The 22,545-nt window shown below is 49.1% G+C and carries 19 protein-coding genes; 8 read left to right on the forward strand and 11 right to left on the reverse strand.

Annotation, left to right across the window (positions count from 1 at the left end):
- Window positions 1–626: 626 nt before the first annotated feature.
- The 5 genes from ACO0LC_RS24210 to dnaA form a co-directional block, all read right to left on the reverse strand.
- Window positions 627–3,743 (reverse strand): leucine-rich repeat domain-containing protein, encoded by a 3,117-nt coding sequence (locus ACO0LC_RS24210; protein ID WP_423007979.1) that lies wholly within the window; start codon window positions 3,741–3,743, stop codon window positions 627–629.
- Complete coding sequence (locus ACO0LC_RS24215) at window positions 3,740–5,137, reverse strand: KAP family P-loop NTPase fold protein (RefSeq protein ID WP_423007981.1); 1,398 nt, start codon at window positions 5,135–5,137, stop codon at window positions 3,740–3,742. Before ACO0LC_RS24215 ends, ACO0LC_RS24210 begins: the two co-directional genes overlap by 4 nt.
- 148 nt (window positions 5,138–5,285) lie before the next feature.
- Window positions 5,286–7,781: a DNA topoisomerase (ATP-hydrolyzing) subunit B gene (gene gyrB / locus ACO0LC_RS24220; RefSeq protein WP_423007983.1), complete on the reverse strand. Its 2,496-nt coding sequence runs from the start codon at window positions 7,779–7,781 to the stop codon at window positions 5,286–5,288.
- 234 nt (window positions 7,782–8,015) lie between these two features.
- Window positions 8,016–9,122 carry a DNA polymerase III subunit beta gene (gene dnaN, locus ACO0LC_RS24225; protein WP_110254682.1) on the reverse strand — a complete coding sequence of 369 codons (1,107 nt, stop codon included), beginning with the start codon at window positions 9,120–9,122 and terminating at the stop codon, window positions 8,016–8,018.
- Between the two features lie 323 nt (window positions 9,123–9,445).
- Window positions 9,446–10,837 (reverse strand): chromosomal replication initiator protein DnaA, encoded by a 1,392-nt coding sequence (gene dnaA / locus ACO0LC_RS24230; protein WP_423007985.1) that lies wholly within the window; start codon window positions 10,835–10,837, stop codon window positions 9,446–9,448.
- Window positions 10,838–11,306: 469 nt separating this feature from the next.
- Between dnaA and rpmH the strand changes: the two genes are divergently transcribed.
- The 5 genes from rpmH to mnmE all read left to right on the forward strand — a co-directional run bounded on the left by rpmH (window position 11,307) and on the right by mnmE (window position 15,626).
- A complete protein-coding gene (gene rpmH / locus ACO0LC_RS24235; RefSeq protein WP_061535510.1) occupies window positions 11,307–11,441 on the forward strand; it encodes a 50S ribosomal protein L34 in 135 nt (44 codons plus the stop codon).
- Between the two features lie 40 nt (window positions 11,442–11,481).
- Window positions 11,482–11,928, forward strand: coding sequence for a ribonuclease P protein component (rnpA, locus tag ACO0LC_RS24240; RefSeq protein ID WP_423007987.1), 447 nt, complete (start codon window positions 11,482–11,484; stop codon window positions 11,926–11,928).
- Between the two features lie 20 nt (window positions 11,929–11,948).
- A complete protein-coding gene (gene yidD / locus ACO0LC_RS24245; protein WP_423007989.1) occupies window positions 11,949–12,245 on the forward strand; it encodes a membrane protein insertion efficiency factor YidD in 297 nt (98 codons plus the stop codon).
- 9 nt (window positions 12,246–12,254) lie between these two features.
- The gene (gene yidC / locus ACO0LC_RS24250; protein WP_423007991.1) at window positions 12,255–13,919 is read left to right on the forward strand and encodes a membrane protein insertase YidC; all 1,665 of its coding nucleotides are present in this window, start codon (window positions 12,255–12,257) and stop codon (window positions 13,917–13,919) included.
- 300 nt (window positions 13,920–14,219) lie between these two features.
- The gene (gene mnmE, locus ACO0LC_RS24255) at window positions 14,220–15,626 is read left to right on the forward strand and encodes a tRNA uridine-5-carboxymethylaminomethyl(34) synthesis GTPase MnmE (protein ID WP_423007993.1); all 1,407 of its coding nucleotides are present in this window, start codon (window positions 14,220–14,222) and stop codon (window positions 15,624–15,626) included.
- A gap of 83 nt (window positions 15,627–15,709) precedes the next feature.
- Here mnmE and ACO0LC_RS24260 read toward each other — a convergent pair whose 3' ends face one another.
- The 4 genes from ACO0LC_RS24260 to ACO0LC_RS24275 form a co-directional block, all read right to left on the reverse strand.
- Window positions 15,710–16,414, reverse strand: coding sequence for a DUF6058 family natural product biosynthesis protein (locus tag ACO0LC_RS24260; RefSeq protein WP_423007995.1), 705 nt, complete (start codon window positions 16,412–16,414; stop codon window positions 15,710–15,712).
- A gap of 81 nt (window positions 16,415–16,495) precedes the next feature.
- On the reverse strand, window positions 16,496–16,840 hold the full coding sequence (locus ACO0LC_RS24265; RefSeq protein ID WP_423007997.1) for an antibiotic biosynthesis monooxygenase family protein: 345 nt from the start codon (window positions 16,838–16,840) through the stop codon (window positions 16,496–16,498).
- Window positions 16,837–17,805 carry a DMT family transporter gene (locus tag ACO0LC_RS24270; RefSeq protein ID WP_423007999.1) on the reverse strand — a complete coding sequence of 323 codons (969 nt, stop codon included), beginning with the start codon at window positions 17,803–17,805 and terminating at the stop codon, window positions 16,837–16,839. Before ACO0LC_RS24270 ends, ACO0LC_RS24265 begins: the two co-directional genes overlap by 4 nt.
- Complete coding sequence (locus ACO0LC_RS24275; protein ID WP_423008001.1) at window positions 17,802–18,998, reverse strand: cytochrome P450; 1,197 nt, start codon at window positions 18,996–18,998, stop codon at window positions 17,802–17,804. Before ACO0LC_RS24275 ends, ACO0LC_RS24270 begins: the two co-directional genes overlap by 4 nt.
- 85 nt (window positions 18,999–19,083) lie before the next feature.
- On the opposite strand from ACO0LC_RS24275, the gene ACO0LC_RS24280 reads away from it, so the two are divergent.
- Complete coding sequence (locus ACO0LC_RS24280) at window positions 19,084–19,800, forward strand: ArsR/SmtB family transcription factor (protein ID WP_423008003.1); 717 nt, start codon at window positions 19,084–19,086, stop codon at window positions 19,798–19,800.
- Window positions 19,801–19,821: 21 nt separating this feature from the next.
- Here the strand turns inward: ACO0LC_RS24280 and ACO0LC_RS24285 are convergent, their stop codons facing one another.
- Window positions 19,822–20,157, reverse strand: coding sequence for a hypothetical protein (locus ACO0LC_RS24285; protein WP_423008005.1), 336 nt, complete (start codon window positions 20,155–20,157; stop codon window positions 19,822–19,824).
- A gap of 129 nt (window positions 20,158–20,286) precedes the next feature.
- A complete protein-coding gene (locus ACO0LC_RS24290) occupies window positions 20,287–20,583 on the reverse strand; it encodes a YciI family protein (RefSeq protein WP_423008007.1) in 297 nt (98 codons plus the stop codon).
- Window positions 20,584–20,672: 89 nt separating this feature from the next.
- On the opposite strand from ACO0LC_RS24290, the gene ACO0LC_RS24295 reads away from it, so the two are divergent.
- Window positions 20,673–21,458, forward strand: coding sequence for a class II glutamine amidotransferase (locus ACO0LC_RS24295; RefSeq protein WP_423008009.1), 786 nt, complete (start codon window positions 20,673–20,675; stop codon window positions 21,456–21,458).
- Complete coding sequence (locus ACO0LC_RS24300; RefSeq protein ID WP_423008011.1) at window positions 21,455–22,381, forward strand: LysR family transcriptional regulator; 927 nt, start codon at window positions 21,455–21,457, stop codon at window positions 22,379–22,381. Before ACO0LC_RS24295 ends, ACO0LC_RS24300 begins: the two co-directional genes overlap by 4 nt.
- The last annotated feature ends 164 nt before the right edge of the window (window positions 22,382–22,545 follow it).

The following is a 22,545-nucleotide window of genomic DNA, read 5'->3' on the forward strand; positions in this document are numbered from 1 at the left end:
GTTAGGGCGCCGCTTCCTGCGGACCGGTGTGTCTAATAACTCCAAAGTAGCTCCCGCTAAAATGTAACGGGAACTACTTTGAGGGTTTTTTATGCCGGTGTACAGACGGGGCTGATGAGGTGCTTACGCATAAGCTGGAAGCATGACTCCAGAACCGAAGTCGAACTCGTCGCCATTCATGGCGGTGGACATGGCTTGCCGCAACCCTACTACCGACGTGCACGCTTGCTAGGGCCATCGCCGATGGCACCTAATGGGGCGGAAATGATTTGGGAGTTTTTTGCGCGGCAGTAGCGGTGAGCAACTCGCAAATACTCTAGAGAGTTCCATCCTCTCGCATACTGGCGTGAGGCACTAATGAACGAAAGAATTCATGAAAAGTAATGACAGTGATGGCAGCCAAGACTGCTTGCGTTCATATGTCGCATCGTCGTTGCTTACCAGCGCTAGTTTGTTACCACGTTCTTATAGCCAGGCCTATGTTTTCGCGAAAGTGTAGGAGCGATAACAATACCAACCATAACAGCATGTGTTTCATTGAATACTGATTCACTCAGATCAATTTGGTTAAAATTGACAGAGTGGTCGTGCTGATCAATGAAACTTACATGTCAACGCATCTATCTTTATGGCTTTTTACTATTCTTTCTGAAGAATGTAGCCCCATCATTTTTTACATACTCATTCAAAGCAGAAAAATCTTTTACGCTTGAACCCTCTAAATTTATATACCTTAACTGCTCTAATTTTCTTAGCGGCGTAATATCTGTTATTTGAGTGCTACCTAAATTGAGATGCCGCAATTGGATGATTTCAGCCAAGCCGGAAATATCGGTCACCTTTGTTCTATTCATATCTAAGCGGGTCAAATTTTCTAGTTTTGTCAACGAAGAAATGTCGTGGATATTAGTGCTATTTAATTTCAAATACTCTAGGCCCCTATTCCCAGATATTGATGAAATATCGCTTACAGCTGTGTCAGATAAAGTCAATATACTTAAATCAGTAAGATTAGCTATTGGTTTGATATTGGTAATGTTTGTATTGTCTAAATACAACGAACGTAATTGAGTCATTTTGGACAGTGCGGTGAGGTCGTTGATACTAGTATGCTCCAAGTGTAAGCTTGTTAGTTTCTTTAGCGAAGCTAATGAACTTATGTTGTTAATTCGTGTATTACGTAGGCGCAAAGTACGTAAATTTTTAAGTGAAGCTATTGCACTAATATCTTCAACTAATGTATTACTTAGGTCCAAAGTTCTTAAATTTCTTAAGGACTTTAGTGCGCTGATATTTTTCACTAGAGTGTTACTCAAATGCAATGAAGTTAGCTTTTTACAACCTGTTAAAGGTTCAATATCTTCGATTTTTGTACCAGCTAGATGCAGAGTCAAAAGATTGTTTAGGTTCTGTATTGGCGCAATATCTTTAACATCAGTTTGTACCAAACTTAAATCCTGTAGTTTTCTTAAGTTCTTTAACGGTGAAATGTCAGAAACTTTTGTAAAGTCAATTTCTAAATGTTTGAGTGTATTTATTTTCTCCAAGGCAGAAATATCTTGGATTTTTAGATACGTCAAGCTGAGTTCTTCTAGAAATCGCATTTCAGAAAGTGACGATATATCTTTCAATTTGGGTGCGTGAATTGATAAGACAATTAACTTATTCACTTTTTTTAATATAGAGAGGTCTGAGACATTATTACTATCTATTATTAATACAAATAGATCAGGGGCATTTTGTATATCTTTTAATTGCTTGATGCCCCTTACAGGAAGATCATGATATTCATCCTCATCTTGTTTTGACGGAGATGTAAATATCGCCGCATAGTTTGAACGCAACAAGTTTTGGAAATCGATATCGCCTGTGATACCATATTTCCAGCCAGAATAAACTAAATGCGAATGGCTCTTTGCTAATTTACCTTTCCATTCTGTACTTAAATGGATATGGCGATCATTCAATACTCGCATTGCGAGTGTGACGATTCCTAATCTTATGTCAGAATTTCTCTTAGATGTATTGAAAAGAATTTCTACTAAATCTTCGACCCAAGTGCTATCTCGTTCACCTGATATAAGTTCTAATACATATATCAAGCTCTCATGCCAGACTGCTTCTTGGCTCCAAGTAAATAGCTTTTCTTTGGTTACAGGTGCGTTTTTACCGAGTTGATCTTTAATAAATTTGGGGCTAACAATCCGACTGGTTAGATAGCGAGCACAAAAATACTCCTGAAAACTAAGGTGAACGAACGCAAATTGTCCCTCCCCCCTTGGCAATAACAAGCCGCTACGTCTAGCGACCCAATCTAAAAACATTTGTGCACTGAGTTGCGACTTGGTTACACCTGATTCGTGCATAGCATCACTTAGCCAGTTGAGAACCTTTTCTTGTGTTACAAGCACGCCCTTTTCATGGTCTAGCGAGGCACTGTCGCTTGTGTTGGTATCTCTTTCTAATTGCATTTGAAAACCGACGTATGCAAGCCAATTTTCGCGGGTCTCCCACCCGAATGGAACTAATGCGTCATCAATATTTATATTTCGATGCTGATCAATCGTATTGATATATGCATTTGCGATCTCTTTATAAAGTAGGGCTTTTCCATCCGGTAAATGAGCACGCTCGCGGTGAACTATAGCCATCAAACTCAATAAATTAGGTGTGCGTGCTAATTCTTGAGTGGTTTCGGATTGACTAAGTACATAAATTAGATCTCCTGTCTTTTTTTTCGCTTCTTGCTCACTTGTATTGCGCTGCAAATACCAATTTTCTACAAAGGCAGCTATACGTTGCTGATCAAATGGCATTAAATAGCGAATATCCGCCCATTGAAGTTTTTGAGAAATAAATCCTATTTGTCTTTGTATATCGGCCGTTATTTTTTCGGCTTTTTTTATCGTTTGTACGTAATCATCGTCTGAGATTTGATAGAGTCTTTCGGTTAAATTTGACTCGAATTTCGATGTGATTTGAGAGTCATATGCCTGCGCTTTATTTAAATTTATTGATTTTACTGCTTCAGATATTATCAGCCGCTGGCTTGGATTGATTGAACTACAGATAGGACTATCTTCGTAACCCACAATTCTCGAGGTTGCAAGTGCACATGCTTCATCTTTTGCTGCTTGCTGCATCCATGCAGCAACGGTGCTTCTCTGGTTGCGTGGTATTTCATCTACACCATCTAAAATTAACACATATTTTTTGTTGGCAACATGAGCACGTAAGCTTGTCTCAAGTGTGTCCGTTATTTTTTTCCCAAAAAGACGTTCTGCTACAAATACTGCAAGGTCAGCAATCGTCACGGTTTTATTGAAGACGTTCGATTTCATCTCGCGCAAAACACATGGTATTGGTAAACAATTATCTAAAATTTTTGGTAATGGAGTAGTGAATCCACCAGATAATCTCCATGCTAACCAATTGACCAAAGTTGTTTTCCCAGAGCCAGGGTCGCCTAGCAATACCACTCGCGGTATGGATTTGAGTGTATTGAATAAACTCAGTCCTTCAGGCCAACCTTCCGGATTGCTACTAGAAGATACAGGTGTATTTGATAGCATTGGTTGTACAAATAAATTTTCAATCCGAATAGGTGGAAGATCACGCATATTAGGTAGCGCAAGAGTATCTACAACCCCATGTCTACGGTTAATTTCTCCCAAGTAGCCACGTAACCTACTATCTTCCCAAAGCTTGGGTAAGTCATCTGTCAAACGGATCTTTTTTTTCATGCGGTTACTCCAGACACGTTTAGTAGTGCCTCAAAATCAATCGGTTTTAGCTGATCACGATATTGGTACACCAGCGATCCAATCCAAAAAATGTCGATATCTCCTGGATTGGGAAATGCAGGCTTTATGATCGGTTGCCCTGAGACCTCGTCGTAACTACCGATTAGGTGAGGCAGTTTTAAAGAGTCTGACCAGTGAGACTTAGTTTTTACTGCTTCACTTGCCGCAGGATTAGCCGCTTCCCGGCTTCCAATGCACCAAGCTTGAATTTCACTCCAGAAGTTCGAATTGAAATGCCAACGTTCCCAAAGATCTCTGTGGAATTGATGAATATACGCCGTAACTAGTACTCTTATTGCCCATATTTTTTGATTTTCGATACCGCTTGGAAATGTGTAACAATCAGCGAAACGTGACCACTGATTTGCCAAAGCTTTCAGTCGGCGTGGGTTGGGTGGAAGACAGTTTATTCCTACTAACGCAGATTGGAGCGATATTTTTTGCTCAGTATTCTGAACCCAGCTACTTAAAAGAGTGGAAGCTTGCTTCGGTAAAGGCAAGCGGTAAATATCGGTGCAAATTTTTTCCAAGTAATGGTTTGCTCGAAGCTTTAATTCCTCTTGCGTGCAATCTTTTGGTGCTGAAATTTCATCTCTGATAGCGTCGACCAAGATGCGTTCGTTCATTCCCAAAACAAAAATACAATTCGGGATGCTCAGATAAATTTTTAAGCCTTCTAATAATCGCATTGCTGCCTTGGGATTGCAGCGATCTAGATCGTCAATAAAAATTACAACTCTAGCTTCAGTAGTGGGAAGTAAACATTTAATGGTTTTATGTAAATGCTCGCGAATTGAGTTGGTTGTAAGCGTTTCCGAGTAATGTTCTTTCTCCCATTTTTCACCACGTTTTTCAATTTTTTCTATACTGGGAATTACTTCAAGACTGATCGCCTTGCCAATATCAGACAAACTGTCGAGCACGCTATAAACAGCAATTTCACCTAGTTTTTTAAATTTCTCCTTAATGGCGGGAATTGCTGCCATCTGAGTGCGCATTTCTTGTATCAACGCAATTACAGGTGTAGATTCGTTTTGATAGCGCCAAGCATCAAACCAAATAGTGACGACTTTCTTTTCTAATTCTTTTTTCTTTGGTTTGGAAAGCGGATTAATTGAACTGACGACTGAGGCATCAGCTGGCATATCTCCACCCAATTGAAATTGTACTTGGCGCATGAAACTAGTTTTTCCACTTCCCCAGTCACCGTGAATACCCAGCACATGTGGCGTTGGAAAGTCCAAAATTCTCTTACTAATACGACTTAACTCAGAAGTCCATTCCAGTTTATCGTCAAGAGTAGGCAAATCATTGTGCAAAGTAATTTGATTCATGATTTTATTTTGTGAGTTATTTTGTTAGTGTTAAGCCATAATTTTATTATCGCATTACTTACGAAATTATCGACAATCCAATTCGCCAAAATAAAAAAAGCCATTCAATGATGAACGGCTTCTCTATATTTAAGTTAGCTGGCAAAAATCAAACGTCAATATTCCCCGCCCTCAACGCATTCGATTCAATAAACGCCCGGCGTGGTTCCACGTCATCGCCCATCAGTGTTGTGAAGATCTGATCTGCGGCAATTGCGTCTTCGATTTGTACTTTGAGCAGGCGGCGGACTGTGGGGTCCATGGTGGTTTCCCAGAGTTGGCTTGGGTTCATTTCGCCCAGACCTTTATAGCGCTGCTTACTGACGCCGCGTTCGGCTTCGTCGCGTAGCCAGAGCATGGCCTGGTGGAAGTCGTGGACGGCGATTTCCTTAGCTTTTTCGCCTTCGCCACGGCGGATGAATGCGCCTTCTGTGAGCAGGCCCTTGAAGGTGGTGGCAGCGTTTTCCAGTACCTGATAATCGGCACCATCAACAAAGTCGGCATCGATGCTGCTGACCTTGATGTTGCCGTGGTACAGGCGTTCTATGCGCAGGCTGAAGGCGCCTGAGAGTTCATCGCTGCGTACTACTGCTTTGACGGCATTGTCGCCTATGGCGGCTGTCAGGGCGATGGCGGATGCTTCTGCGTTTTCTGCGTTATCCAGTTTCAGCGTGACGCCGGTCATGATGGCGGTCAGGGCGGCGCGGTCGATGACGCGGGTCAGGCGCATCATGATGGCGTTGGCCAGGTTGTACTGGCGTACCAGTTCACCCAGGGCCTCGCCAGTGATAGGGGCTGCGCCTGTGCCTGGTGTCAGGGATGCGCCGGTCAGGGCCACGGTCATCATGTAGGTGGCTTCTTCTGCATCATCCTTGAGATAACGTTCATCGCGGCCTGCCTTGACTTTGTAGAGTGGTGGCTGGGCGATGTAGATGTGGCCGCGTTCTACCAGTTGTGGCATCTGGCGGTAGAACAGGGTCAGCAGCAGGGTGCGGATGTGGGCGCCGTCGACGTCCGCATCGGTCATGATGATGATGCGGTGGTAGCGCAGTTTGTCGGCATTGAATTCGTCCGGGCCTATGCTGGTGCCCAGGGTGGCGATCAGGGTGGTGATCTGTTCACTGGACAGCATTTTTTCAAAGCGGGCTTTTTCTACGTTGAGTACTTTACCGCGCAATGGCAAGATAGCCTGGAACTTGCGGTCGCGGCCTTGCTTGGCTGACCCACCCGCAGAGTCACCTTCGACGATGTACAGTTCGCACAGGGCCGGGTCTTTTTCCTGGCAGTCTGCCAGTTTGGATGACAGGCCCAGGCCATCCATGACACCTTTACGGCGTGTCAGTTCGCGGGCTTTACGGGCTGCTTCACGGGCGCGGGATGCCTCGACGATTTTGCCGCAAATGATTTTGGCGTCGTTTGGTTTTTCTTGCAAAAAGTCAGACAGGGTCTTGGCGACGATTTCTTCTACCGGGCCGCGTACTTCACTGGAGACCAGTTTGTCCTTGGTCTGGGAGCTGAACTTTGGCTCTGGCACTTTGACAGACAAGACGCAGGTCAGGCCTTCGCGCATGTCGTCGCCAGTGACTTCTACCTTGGCTTTCTTGGCGTATTCGTGTTCTTCAATATACTTGTTGATGACGCGTGTCATCGCGGCGCGCAGGCCGGTTAAATGGGTGCCACCGTCGCGCTGCGGGATGTTATTGGTGAAGCACAATACCTGTTCATTGTAGGCGTCGTTCCATTGCATGGAGACGTCGACGGTGATGGTGGTGTTCTGGTCAGACTGACGTTCACCTGTAGCCTGGAAAATCGTCGGGTTGAGTATGCTTTTGTTTTTGTTGATGTATTCAACAAAGCCGCGAGTGCCACCTTCAAACGCAAACAATTCTTCTTTGCCGGTGCGGTGGTCGTTGAGTTTGATACGTACGCCATTATTCAGGAAGGACAATTCGCGTATGCGCTTGGCCAGGATTTCATAATGGAATTCAACATGGGTGAAAATTTCTTCATCAGCCCAGAAGTGGACTTCAGTGCCGCGTTTGTCAGTGTCACCCAGGACTTTGATGGGGGATGTGACAACGCCATCAACAGTTTCGAGTTCGCGGTTTTGCGGTACGCCACGGACAAATTCCATCGCATACATTTTGCCATCGCGGCGGATAGTCAGCTTCAGCAACTTGGACAGGCCATTCACGCAGGACACACCTACGCCATGCAGACCGCCGGATACTTTGTAGGAGTTTTGATCGAACTTGCCACCCGCATGCAGCTCGGTCATGACGATTTCTGCGGCGCTGCGTTTGGGGTCGTGCTTGTCATCCCATTTGATGCCGGTAGGGATGCCGCGGCCATTGTCAGTGATGGAGATGGAGTTGTCGCTATGGATGGTGACATTGATCTCGGTACAGTGACCTGCGAGAGATTCATCAATCGAGTTATCCAGCACTTCAAAGACCAGGTGATGCAGACCGGTGCCGTCCGAGGTGTCACCGATGTACATGCCGGGGCGTTTGCGCACGGCTTCCAGGCCTTCCAGAATCTGGATTGAAGACGCGCCGTATTGATTGGGCTGCGCTGGAGTGTTGTCTTGGGTGTTATCGGACATGGCTACCTTCTAAAAAAACGAACTGTTTTGGACAATTTTGTAAATCGCCCAATGTGAAACATATTCAGAAACTGCTTTGTCATTTCTGTGCAGGTGGGATTCAGTGTCTTGGGTGTTGATGCATCAGGGCATAACGACTGACGACGCTGGATTCCAGCCTGCGCTGGAATGACGGTAATGAGATTGCCGTGAATTTAACGCACTACTTTCACGGCAATTCAGCAAATAAAAAAACTATATCCGCATCGGCATGACGACATATTTGAAGTCGGTGTTGTCGGGGATAGTGATCAGTGCGGATGAATTGGAGTCGCCCAAAGAGACCGATATCTGGTCGCATTTGAGGTTATTCAATACATCGAGCAGATAGCTGACGTTGAAGCCGATGTCCACGCTGTCGCCACCGTAGTCGATTTCGATTTCTTCTATCGCTTCTTCCTGGTCGGCATTGGTGGACAAAATCTGCATGAGGCCAGGAGTGATGACGCAACGCACGCCCTTGAACTTGTCTGACGTCATGATCGCGGCACGCTGCAATGAACGCAGCAATTGTTCGCGGCCCAAAGTGAAGCTGTTTTTATAGCCTTTGGGGATGACGCGGTTAAAGTCAGGGAACTTGCCTTCGACCAGTTTGGAGATCAGTTCGATATCGGCAAAAGTCAGTTTGACCTGGTTGTTGGCGATGTCGATCTGTACCGGGTCTTCTTTGTCTTCCAGCAGGCGTTGCATCTCGATGATGGTTTTGCGCGGGATGATGACTTCGTGACGCGGGAACTCTTGCTCGACTTCGACCTGGCAAAACGCCAGACGGTGACCATCAGTCGCCACGGCGATGACGTTCTTGCCATCAACGACCAGCAGCAAGCCATTCAGGTAATAGCGAATGTCTTGTTGCGCCATCGAGAAATGCACCATGTTGAACAGGTGCTTCAGGGTTTTTTGTGGCAGGTTGACGCTGGCATTGAAATGCTCGGCCTGGGCCACGGTAGGGAATTCTTCTGCTGCCAGGGTTTGCAAGGAGAAGCGTGACTTGCCTGACTGCACGCTCATCTTTTTGTTTTCAAGCTTGAGGACCACATCATTGTCATCTGGCAGGGCGCGCAAAATATCCAGCAATTTGCGGGCTGCTACTGTCGTGGCTATGCTGTCGCCACCAGAACCTATGGCCGCCTTGGTCGTGATCTGCACTTCTATGTCTGTCGACAGGAACGATACCTGTTCACCGTCTTTGCGAATGAGGATATTGGCCAGAATCGGCAATGTGTGCCGACGCTCGACAATACCACTCACAATTTGCAAAGGCCGGAGCAGGGTGTCCCGGTGGGTTTTAACCAATTGCATTTGAATATCCTCACTTTGTATGGTGACAAGGAACTTAACTATTTCTTGCTGCTTTTATAGATTGCTTCACATATTTGCTGCGGTCATGCTTGTTACTTTGGTGCGCATGGCGCACTTTACAAATTTTTCATTCCCTCCCTTTCAAGGGGAGGGTTAGGGTGGGGATGGGTTTCGGTTGATCAATCTTCAATCAAATTACGATAGAACCCCATCCCCATCCCTGCCTTCCCCTTGAAGGGGAAGGGGCTAAAACCCTACAACATTTCTTACCCGCAACTGGGCACAAAACCATCCCAATTGCACATCCTACAACATCCAGCCCATCAACCCTTGAGCGTTTGTTCTAATACATGTAGCTCATGGTTGCATTCGGGGTTTTTGGTGCGGTCTGCGGTGATCTTGCGGACTGCGTGCAAGACCGTGGTGTGGTCGCGGCCGCCGAAGAGTTCGCCGATTTCTGGCAGGCTCTTTTGCGTAAGTTCCTTGGCCAGGTACATGGCAATCTGGCGTGGTCTGGCGATATTGGCCGGACGTTTTTTCGAATACATGTCGGCGACTTTGATGTTGAAAAAGTCGGCAACTGTCTTCTGTATGTTTTCTACGGATATCTGGCGGTTCTGTACCGACAGCAAATCCTTCAGGGCTTCCTTGACCACATCGATGGTGATTTCTTTACCATGGAAGCGTGAGTACGCCAGAATCTTGCGCAATGCACCTTCGAGTTCGCGCACATTCGAGCGCAAATGCTTGGCGACGAAGAAGGCCACGTCATCTGAAATATTCACACCTTCTGAATGGGCTTTCTTGAGCAGAATCGCTACGCGCATTTCCAGCTCTGGCGGTTCAATCGCGACTGTCAGGCCAGAGTCAAAGCGTGAAATCAGGCGGTCATCCATGCCGGTGATTTCTTTGGGATAAGTATCACTGGTGATAATGATTTGCTTCTTGGCCGCGATCAGGGCTTCAAAGGCATAAAAGAATTCTTCCTGGGTACGGCTCTTGCCGCCAAAGAATTGAATATCATCGATCAGCAACAAATCCAGCGAATGATAATAGCGTTTGAATTCATCAAAACCCTTGCGCTGGTAAGCAGTCACTACGTCGCGCACATATTGTTCAGCGTGGATATAGCGTATCTTGGCGTTCGGGTTATCAACGAGGATCTGGTTGCCTATGGCGTGGATCAAATGCGTTTTACCGAGGCCTACGCCGCCATATAAGAACAGCGGGTTGTACGATACGCCTGGATTATTTGCCACCTGGATGGCAGCAGCGCGCGCCAGCTGGTTGGCCTTACCGGTCACGAAGCTGTCAAAGGTCAGGTCGGAATTAATACGGCTTTGTTCACGGCGCGGTGATACTTCTGGCGCAGCAGGTTCGGACATCATTTCTGGCACGCTGCCCTGGGCATCGAGGTCGGCATTCAAACCCTGAGGGCGTGGGGCTGCCGCTGCTGGAGCAGGTTTTCTGTTGCCACGTGGATCAAGCACGAACTGTACTTCTACTTCTTCATCCCAGTACTGGTTAGCCAGGTCGGTGATGCGGTTGGCAAACTGGGCCTTGACCCAGTCGAGTTTGAAACGGTTAGGCGCAGCGATACGCAGCTTGCCGTTTTCAAAGTCAAGCGGTACTAGCGGTTTGATCCAGGCGCTATATTGCTGTGGTGGAAGCTCTTGCTCAAGTTGGGAAGAACAGGCCTGCCAGAAATTTTCCATGTATGACTTTAATTATTAAATGCAAATGCGCGGTGCCGAATTAAATTCTACCGGTGCGATATATTTAGTAAGACCTAAGCCTCTATCGCTGGGTAAGTTGTCTTAAAGACATAAAACGGTGCCGCGCTAATCCGCTATTTTAACCCCGCTTGACCGAGTTATCCACAGGTTTGGGTTTAAATTTATTCTTTGCATTGCACCAATAGATGTGCCCTGATTGATTAATTTTTGCGCTAAGTGATTGACACGCAAAGCAAAAATGGTGTCTAATTGTGGGTTCCCTACCCCTCTTTTATTGGTGCGGCTTTAATTATCAGTTTTTTGATGGATTGACGCATAACACCATGAGCAGCGGTTTTGGGGCAGTAAAGGCGAAAGGCCTGACGAAAATGTGCAAGCCGAAGTCGCACCCAAGACAGCCTTTATCCGTAATTCCGATTTTTTTTATTGCTCAATTAGCGAGACCAACATGAAACGTACTTACCAACCTTCCGTCGTTCGCCGCAAGCGCACTCACGGTTTCCGCGCACGCATGGCAACCCGCGGTGGCCGCGCTGTTCTGAACGCACGTCGCGCCAAAGGCCGTAAACGCCTGGCAGCTTGATTATCAGTTCATTGATCTGCGGCAGCTTTGCTGAATTTGCATGATCAATCTCGTAACTGAGCATACAACTGAGCCAGTTCAGGCAGGTGCAGGCGGCGCAGATTTTGCCCGCGTCAGGCGCATCGTTAAAACGGATGAGTTTTCATCCGTTTTTCGTTTGCGCCCCGTGCAAAAGACAGCGCATTTTGTGCTCTATACCAGAACCAATGATTTGCCGCATGCCCGTCTGGGTGTGGTGGCCGCCAAGCGTTTTGCGCCACGTGCAGTGACGCGCAATACCATCAAGCGTGTCACCCGCGAGATTTTCAGGCATGCAGCTTTGCTCAACGTGGACTGCATAGTGCGCTTGTCCCGCCCTGTTAACAGCAAGGCCGGGCCAGCGACGACCGCCCAGCTCAAGCGTGAGCTCAGGGCGGAAATTCTGCGTCTGTTTGCAGCACCTGCTTGCGCGTCTGTTAGTCATAAGCCACCTGCAAGTTCTACCTAAGCTAACCTAGGGCATTTGAGATGAAAACCTTGCTGCTCCTGTTGCTCAGATTTTACAAGCTGGCAATTAGTCCCATGCTGGGGCAGAACTGCCGGTTTTATCCCAGTTGCTCTGAATATGCGGCAGAGGCCATCAAGTTGCATGGTGCTGCCAAGGGTAGCTTGCTGGCAGGTAAACGCTTGTGCAAATGTCATCCATGGCACCCAGGTGGCGTGGATCATGTGCCGCCCGCTAGTGAAAAATCACAAACCGCCCCCACATCTGCCCAGTGCTGCCATGACGGCAAGCATACTGGACATTCTTCTCCCCTTTCCTGACATACACAAATGGATATCAAACGTACCGTCCTGTGGGTAATTTTCTCTTTCTCGCTGATCATGCTCTGGAATGGTTGGGGTGTATATAGCGGCAAGCCGTCTATGTTTGCTGCGCCTCCTCCAAAAGTGGCCAGCGCTTCGGCCTCTGCCAGCAGTGCAGCAGCTAGTGTAAGTGCTGCTGCCAGTACGACCGCAGTGGCAGGTACTGATGCTGCAGCTGCCTCGGCGCCTGTCATCAAGAGTGAAACCATTACCATTACTACCGATGTCATCCAGGCAGAAATTGATACCATCGGTGGCGAGCTGAAAAAACTGGAATTGCTGAAACATAAAGACGGCACAGACCATACTAAAAATGTGCTCTTGTTCAACAAATCTGAGAAGCGTACTTATTTGGCGCAAACGGGCTTGCTGGGTGGTGCTTTCCCTAATCACAAGTCTGGTTTCGTTGCCAAGCCAGGTGTACGTACTCTGGAAGGTGGTAACCAGGTACAACTGGTGCTGGAATCCGAGCAAGGCGGCGTCAAGCTGACCAAGACTTATACCTTTAAAAAAGGTGAGTACCTGATCGATGTGCGCCATGATGTGACCAATACTGGTACAGCGGCGATCACACCTTCCTTGTATCTGCAATTGTTGCATGACGGCACCAAGCCGGAAAGCGGCGGCATGTTCTCTGGCAGCGGTGAATTCTATGCACCTGCTGTGTACACAGAAGCAGAAAAATTCCAGAAACTGGATTTTGAAAAAATCGCCAAGGGTACAGATAGCCATGCCAAAGAATCAGACAATGGCTGGGTAGCAATGCTGCAACATTTCTTTGTGTCTTCTTTCATTCCGCAAGACAAGGCCAAGCGTGAAATTTTCACCAAGAAGGTCGATACCAATCTGTATGCAGTTGGTAATGTCTTGCCTATGGGCACAGTGGCACCAGGTGCAACAGTGAGCATGAATGCCCACCTGTATTCAGGTCCGCAAGAATCTGCCAAGCTGGAAGCAATTGCCCCTGGCTTTGAACTGGTCAAGGATTATGGTGTATTGACACTGATTGCCAAGCCGCTGTTTTGGGTTATGGAGCAAATCCATAAAATGCTGGGTAACTGGGGCTGGACTATCGTGGTCTTCACGATTTCCATCAAACTGGCTTTGTTCCCCTTGTCGGCTGCCGGTTATCGCAGCATGGCAAAAATGAAGGTCGTTACACCAAAGATGCAGGCTGTGCGCGAGCGTTTCAAAAACGATCCGCAAAAAATGAACCAGGCCATGATGGAGTTGTACAAAACCGAGAAAATCAATCCTCTCGGCGGCTGCTTCCCTATCCTGATCCAGATGCCTATCTTTTTGGCACTGTACTGGGTCTTGCAAGCCAGCGTAGAAATGCGCGGCGCGCCTTGGGTGGGCTGGATCACTGACCTGACTTCACCTGACCCTTGGTATATCTTGCCTGTGGTGTATGCGATTTCCATGTTCATCACCACCAAGCTGAATCCAGCCCCGGCTGATCCTATGCAGGCGAAGATGATGATGTTCATGCCACTGGCATTCTCGGTCATGTTCTTCTTCTTCCCATCCGGTCTGGTATTGTATTGGGTAGTCAACAATATCTTGTCGATTGCACAGCAATGGGTCATCAATAATAAATTGATACCGCCAGAGCATAAGGCTCAAGCGTAAAGATTGAGCAAATGAGAAAGCCCGCAAGTTTGCTTGCGGGCTTTTTTTATGATGTGATTTGTTAAACAAAACCTTGTCGCATTTGTGTTTTAAATCGTAGGTTGGGCTACGGGGTATCAGCCCAACACTGGGCGTGTAATTAACGTATACGAATGTTGAGGCTGAGTGTTGGGCTGGTAAACCGTAGCCTAGCGAGGCCCGGCCCAACCTACGATATTCATACACGCCCTGTCGCATTTCCGTCACAAACCAACAGACTAATTTGCACTCATAGTGTGCAAGCACAGATAGAATTTCAACATGATCTACGAACCCATTCCCATCGCTGCCATTGCCACCGCCCCCGGACGTGGTGGCATAGGTGTAGTGCGCATTTCCGGCAAGGACCTTGCGCCTGTCGTCACTGCTCTGTTTGGCACTACCCAATTCAAGCCACGTCATGCCAGTTATTTGCCGTTTACCCAGGCTGACGGTACTGTCATTGACCAGGGCATCGCGATTTATTTTAAGGCACCGCATTCTTATACCGGTGAAGATGTGCTGGAACTGCAAGGCCATGGCGGCCCTGTGGTCATGCAAATGCTGCTGTCGCGTTGCCTGGAAGCGGGCAAGGATGCCGGTTTACGGCTGGCAGAGCCTGGTGAATTTACCCAGCGCGCTTTTTTGAATGACAAGCTTGATCTGGCGCAGGCAGAAGCGGTATCAGATCTGATCGAAGCCTCAACCGAGGCGGCTGCCAAGTCAGCATCGCAATCGCTGTCCGGTGCTTTTTCCAAAGTCATTCATGCACTGGTAGAAAAAGTCGTGCACCTGCGCATGCTGGTGGAAGCAACCCTGGATTTCCCGGAAGAAGAAATCGACTTCCTGGAAAAATCCAATGCCCGTGGTCAGTTGCTCACCATACAGGCTGCCCTGCAAAAAGTGTTTGAGCAGGCAGCCCAGGGGGCCTTGCTGCGCGCTGGTTTGAATGTGGTGCTGGCAGGCCAGCCGAATGTCGGTAAATCATCTTTGCTGAATGTGCTGGCAGGCGATGATGTCGCCATCGTCACACCGATTGCCGGTACCACCCGCGACAAAGTGACTGAGACCATCCATATAGAAGGCATACCCCTCAATATCATCGATACTGCAGGTATACGCCATGAGCATGATGAGGTTGAAGAAGGCCAAGTGCTCAATGCCATCGATACGGTAGAGCGCATAGGCATAGAACGTACCTGGGCAGAAGTCGACAAGGCCGATGTCATCCTCCATCTGTTGGATGCCAGCCGTGGCCCTACGCGTGCTGATGAGGCTATTGTCGCGCGCTTCCCGGATGGCGTGCCAGTCATACGTATCTGGAACAAGATAGATTTGTCCGGCCACCATGCCAGCGTCGATGAAATGTCAGATGCGACGCATATTTATCTGTCAGCACATGAACACATAGGCATAGATTTGCTGCGCAAGGAATTACTGCGTATCGCTGGTTGGGAGCAAACTGGTGAATCGCTGTACCTGGCCCGTGAACGTCATCTGATTGCTCTCAAGCATGCGCATGAACATTTGCAAAACGCCGCAGAGTATGCCGCGCAAAATGATCAGTCACTGGATTTGTTTGCAGAGGAACTGCGCCTGACACAAGACCGCTTGAACAGCATCACTGGTGAATTTACTTCTGATGATTTGCTGGGCGTGATTTTCTCGCGATTTTGTATAGGTAAATAAGACTACAAGCCTAAGCTGCTCCTGCTCATTTTTTAAAAGAAGCAGAGAGCAGGTAGCAGGTGAGGCTGGCAGCCTGACCATGTTTATGCAGTCATGGCAGCTTGCAAACGCGGTCGCATATCATCGACGAGGCGCTTGCGGCTGGAACGTGCATACTCAGCCGGTGAAAACCACATGACTGCATCCGCAAAGGCATCGATTATGGGTAGGATATCGTTTGCTTCAGCATGGCTGAATTCCATCTTGCTGCCATTCCCGGTCAAGGAGCTCAGCTTTACCTGCAAAACGCCTTTGCGCGCAATCTTGGTTGCAGAAACTGGGTTCGCAGTACAGATGCCAAAGGTGCCCAGCAAGAAATGCTGCCAGTGGAATTCTGCATTTTCTACAAGATCAACAGCGTTTGCCGTGCCATCCTGTTCGAAGCAGTCTTGCATATGCCATACACTGGCATTCAATTCAGTCAGCGCAGCGATGTAGTCACGCATGAATTCTTGTTTCATTTTCTCTGATGCTGCGGCCAGGCCGTGTTCGACCACCAATTGTTTTGCCCTGTCACACCAGACAGTATGGCTGGCACGAAAATAATCACCAGCTATGGTATCGGCAGCATCTGACTCACCAAATACGGCAGAGTTAATGGTGGCTTTTTCTGAGATGACATAAGAAGGACCGGGCAGTATCTGTGCTGCCAGCAAATCATTTAATTCTGCTTCAGGAATGCCGCAGGCTGCGGCGAATTGTGCCTTGGTCAAAAAGTATTTATTCAGGTAGAGCTGTAATTCAGACATGTTGATATTCTCTCTTGAGATGAAAATTGCTGCTGGTCTGGCGGCATACTACGTCATAAATCTGGGGTGCACTTATGAGTGTCAACCGTGTACATGACGACTGTCTGCCGGTGCCTGTTCGCGCTCCAGTAAACCATAGTCACGCACGACAGATGCGATGCGCAAACGGTAGCCCGCAAAGATGTGACCACGTCCCTGTGACTGCGCAGCCCGGTGTTCTTCGGTATTGCGCCAGTTGGCGACAGCAGCTTCATCACGCCAGAAAGACAGCGACAAAATCTTGGCAGGATCAACCAGACTTTGAAAACGCTCTATCGAGATGAATCCATCCATCTCCTTTAGCAAGGGGGCCAGTCCGGCGGCGATGTCCAGGTATTCCTGCTTGTTGTCTGCATGGGGGATGACTTCAAATATAACGGCGATCATGGTGTCTCCTGATTGTTATGGGGTATCTGATTGAGAGGTTCTATTTTGACAGGTATGGCAACGCGTGCCGGGATGGTCATCGCCGCCACGCCAGCTACCACGCAGGCCAAACCTGTCCAGACGGTAGGTGTCATGTTTTCTTGCAAGACGCCCACACCGATAAGGACACCAATCGGCACGCGTAAATATGCCTGGGCAGTCGTGCCGACGGAACCCAGAGTTCGCATCAGGCGAAAATAAATAACTAATGCCAGCGCTGTCGAAAATACGGAAAGTCCAAGCAAGGCAAAGACCGATGCATGCGAAGGCGTGATTGTCCATGGGTGATCAAGCAGCAGACTTAAAGGCAGCATGACGGCTGCGCCGCAGATCAACGATCCGGCAGCGGGCTGCATCGGGTCCAGGCCTTTAAAATTCTTGCCGTAGATGGCGGCACATGAATAACAGACAGTGGCCAGGACAATGGCAAGTTGTGGCATCAATTGTTCGCCCAGGCCATGCAAGACTTCCATGCCGATGATGAGGCAGGTTCCTGCCAGTCCCGTGACGATACCAAACAGCTTGCGGGCAGTGACGGATTCATGTCGGGTGATCATCCATGTTCCCAGAAACGTCAGAATGGGTGCGCCAGAATTCAGGATAGTGGCGAGACCGGCATCGACTGACTGCTCTGCCCATGCAATCAGGGTAAATGGCATGACGCTATTCAGCAATGCCTGCACCATGAAACGGCGCCATACGACTGTGTCGCGTGACAGACGGATTCCGCGCCAGCGCATGATCATCAACAACAAAGCACTGGCAATCAAGGTGCGCGCCGCGATAAAACTCATAGGCGGGATAGTCACAACACCAATTTTGATAAAGGTATATGACGCCCCCCACAAGGTAGAAAGTGCGAGCAACAACGCAAGTTCTGTAGCAGGATTGTTTTTCTTGCCTCCGGCAATGCAGACCTCAGTCATGACAGACCCCTATGATGATTGAATACCGGAATGCGGCCATTCAGGGAAGGGCGATAAGTCCAGCTCAATCTATGCCATCCAAGCTCGGAGGCAGCTAACAAATGGTGAAGACTGCTGGCGCTGATCTGTTCGGCAATCGGCTGTCCGGGGCAGGCATGGCGCGCATGGCCAAAGCTGAATACCTTGCGGTCAGGTCTGTCCAGTTGCAGACTGTCTGCATCATGGTTGGCTGACGCATCACGATTGGCGGCTGCCAGAAAAACCACGATTACCTCACCAGCTTGCAAAGCCTGCCCTGCAATTTCGCATGCCTGTGTGACGAAGCGGCGGGTGTTTTGTACCGGTGCATCGTAGCGGGCTACTTCTGCAATCAGGTCTTTTATTCTCTGTGGCTGACTGGCTGATTCTTCACGCAGCTTCTGCAACAGGCCTTGTTGTTGCTGTAAGGCGATGATGCTATTACCCATCAGACCCGCTGTTGCTTCATACGTCTGCGATAACAAGCCGATGAGATTGCACAAGATGCCATCAGCATGCTGCCAGCCTAGTTGTTCCGCTTCGCTTTGCAGACCTGCCAGAAATCCATCTGGTTTCGCCTGACTGTCTTGCAGCAGTTGGCGAAAACTATTTTGCAAAGCCTTTGCAGCCACATGTGCGGCATCGATTTGTTCTGCCGTGCTCAAGGGGGAGAGGCAGCGCACGAAATCTGCCATCCAGCTTGCCAGAGCGGGCAGGGCTTCTTCTGCAAATCCCAATACGCTGCCCATGACATGGATGGGCAAGGCGAACAGATATTGTGTCAGCCCATCTCCTGTTCGTACATCATATGCGCTCGCGAGTTGGGTCGCATGTTGCTGCGTATAGGCGGCGATGCCAGACAAGTCCAGCTTGCGCAGTGAGCTTTGTATTACCTGTTTAGGCAGGGCATGGGCCTGGCCTTCATTCATGCGTATCAGGTTTGAAAATATTTCTCCCGCTGTACCACCCACAATATTACGGGGTACAGGTTCTGTAACTGGCCTGACAGCGCAAGCGGGGGATTCCAGCACCAGCTGCACGATGTCGGCACGGCTGGCTATCCAGCATTTGAGTTCGACATCAAAAAACCATGCTGGCCCTGTACGCAGGCTGGCGTAATACGGGTAAGGGTCAGGGTGGCAAGCGGCATTCAATATAGTGATTTGCTGTGTCATAGCAGGGCAGGTTAGGACTGGTGAGTAAGTAATGAAATGCAGTATAGGGCTTGTTCGCATTGAACAATTCGTCTACCATCAAACTATGAATGCAGATAATCACACCAATATAGAATACGCCGATACCCAATTAGCCAAGCTCGCCGGGGCCATTGCCGAGCCTGCCCGTGCCCGCATGTTGTGCAGCCTGATGGATGGGCGCGCACGCACCAGTACTGAGCTGGCCGTCGTGGCCGAAGTCAGCCCTTCCACTGCAAGTGTGCATTTGAGTAAATTACTGGAACAACATCTGGTGACCGTGGTGGCGCAGGGCAAGCACCGCTATTACCAGCTCGCCAGTAATGAAGTAGCGATTGCACTGGAATCGCTGCTGTTAATCGCCGGCTTACCAAGATCACGCTTTGTGCCAAATACGCCAGACCGCCTGCGCAAGGCGCGTACCTGCTATGACCATATGGCGGGTGAGGTGGCGGTGGGGGTGCATGATTATCTGATGCAGCAAGCCTGGATCAGGCCGGTGGACGGTGAAGAAACTGCCTATGAGTTGACGGCAACAGGCAGTAAGTCTTTGGAGGAATTGGGTCTGGATATTGCCACTACCCGCAAGGCCAGGCGGCGTTTCGCCTGTTCCTGCCTGGACTGGAGTGAGCGCACTCCGCATCTGGGTGGCGCTTTGGGGGCTGCTTTGTTGAATTTATTGATCAGCCATGCCTGGCTGGAGCGTGATCTCGATAGCCGCGCACTGGCACTGACCAGCAAGGGCAAACGTGAGTTTCAAAAAGTGTTTGCCATAAAAACCTAAGACTTGATACCCGGGCTGCGCTTATTCTTTTGTACCAAGCTTGATCTTGGCGAGGCGGTCTATGATCGCTGGCTTTAACTTGCGGAAGTACACCAGATCAATCGCAAACATGGAAACAAGAGCCAGGCCTACAGTCAGCACGCAGCTTATCCATATCGAGTCTGGGGCAGCGATGCGGTTAGACAGATAAATTGCTGCGAATATTGTCAAACCCGTCATGAATTCACGCCAGAGTGGCTTGCGCGTCTTGAAGGTTTTCTGCGCCGCCAGTAACACCAGCTCAGGGTAATGTTTGGGCGCAACATCCTTTAATTCAGGGACTGCCAGCAATAAGGCGTCAGTGCTGAAGTTTTGCATGATTATCCATCCTTTATTCACCTGCAATCAGGTCTTGTGGGAAATATTATCTGCTTCAATAGGGGCTTAGTCTACGGTCAAAATGTAAAACATTTACCACAGGCATGGTATCAAACCCCGGAGGCAGCCTCAGATTTCGGCGATGACGTCTGGAAAGGCCTTGGACCATTGCAAAATTTCCACACTTTCACGCATGCCATGGACCCAGAAAGGGTCAGTTTGCCACAGGTTTTCCACTTCGGCCTTGTCCTGGGCTTCTATGATCCATAAAGCGCCTATGGGGTGTTCACTGGCATCATGGCGCAGTGATCCTGCTACCTTGATTTGCGTCTGGCGCGCTGCCAGCCAGTCTATGTGGGCAGCCATATATTCAGTGCGGACATGGCGCATCGTTGTTTTGTCGGTAAATCTGACGGCAAATAACATAAGCAAACTCAAAAATCTTATAAAGATGGGAATAATAAGCGGGTTTGCCTATGTTAAGGTATGGACAAACTGTTTTCACTATATGCATCATGTGTCAATTACTAGGAATGAACTGCAATACCCCGACTGATATTGTCTTCAGTTTTACCGGGTTTGCAACACGCGGCGGTCTGACGGACGAGCACAAGGACGGCTGGGGCATCGCTTTCTTTGAAGGCAGTGGCGTGCGCCTGTTTGTCGATCACCAGTCAGCGGTGGAATCGCCGGTGGCCGAGCTGATCAAGCGCTATCCCATCAAGTCCAGGAATGTCATCGCCCATATCCGCAAGGCTACCCAGGGCCAGGTCAGCCTGGAAAACTGTCATCCCTTCGTGCGTGAATGCTGGGGGCGTTACTGGGTATTTGCCCATAATGGTGATTTGAAAGAATTTGCACCCGTGCTGGATGGCAGCTTCCAGCCGGTTGGTAATACTGATAGCGAAAGAGCATTCTGTTATTTGCTGCAACGCATGCGCCGTCACTTTGGCGAGCAATTGCCATCGGTGCAACAACTGGCGCAGTTCATGCAAGAGATCACGGCAGAGATTGCCACTTATGGCACTTTTAATATGATGCTGTCGAATGGTGAAGCCCTGTTCACCCATTGTTCGACCAAGCTTTACTACATCGTGCGCCAGCATCCTTTCAGTACCGCTGCCTTGACGGATGAAGACGTGGCCGTCGATTTTTCTCAGGTCACTACGCCTGCCGACAAGGTCGCCATCATCGTCACCGAACCACTGACCACCAATGAAAGCTGGACCCAGTGTGCATCTGGCCAGATGCTGGTGTTTGTCGATGGTGATGTATTGGCTTTGCCAGAGGTAGTAGCATGAACCAGCGTTTGATGGATCAGCTCGACACCAATCTCTTGCGCGTCTTGCATACCCTGCTGACTGAGCGCAGCGTCACCCGCACCGCCATGAAGCTGGGACAATCACAACCCGCCATCAGCAATATGCTGAAGCGCCTGCGTGAAATCACCGGGGATGCCATCCTGGTACGCGGCAAGAATGGCATGACCGCGACTGAGCGGGGTGAAGAACTCTTATTGCTGGCGCGCCAGGCTTTGAATGTGCTGGAAAGCATCGCCAGCCCGGCACCGGCATTCATGCCTGCCTCAAGCCAGCGCATCTTTCAGCTCGGCGCACCGGATTACCTGAGCGCCTTGCTGATTCCCCTGATCATAGAAAAGCTGCGTGAGCAGGCACCCAATGCAGGTTTGACTGTACATGCCCTGAATGCCGGTTTTGATTATGCTGCTGGCCTGGAAAGTGGTGAGCTCGATTGCGTCATCGGCAACTGGCCCGACCTGCCACCCCACCTGCATCTGGCGCAATTGTTTGAAGATGAAGTGGTCTGCATGGTGAATCGCAAACACCCGGTCGTCAGCAAGGGCTTGTCGATCAAATACTATCTGGAAATGGCCCACCTGGCCCCCACACCTTATATGATGGGCCACCGCAGCATCATCGATAGCGCACTTGCGGAACAGGGCTTGAAGCGCAAGATACAAATGACCATCCCTTACTTTGGCATGGTTCCTTACGTACTCTCACGCACCGACCTGATCTTCACCACCAGCCGCAGTTTTGCCGTGCAATGCGCCAGAGACTGGCCGATAGAAGTCTTGCCCATGCCGATCACCGTACCCAAGATGAAGTTCTACATGCTCTGGCATGAGCGCGCGCATGCGGCCGCAGAGGTGCAGTGGTTGAGACGGATAGTGGCCGAGGCTTCGGCCAAGGTGATGGTGTAAAAAAGATGTAGGTTGGGCCGGGCCTCGCTGGGCTACGGGGTATCAGCCCAACACTGGGCATCTGCAAACGTATACGCTATTTAAGCGCCGAGTGTTGGGCTGATAAAACGTAGCCTAGCGAGGCCCGGCCCAACCTACAGATCAATTTTGTATTGGCGCCCTAA

Source organism: Undibacterium sp. JH2W (genome assembly GCF_049340425.1).
In the GTDB taxonomy this organism is placed as follows: domain Bacteria; phylum Pseudomonadota; class Gammaproteobacteria; order Burkholderiales; family Burkholderiaceae_D; genus Undibacterium.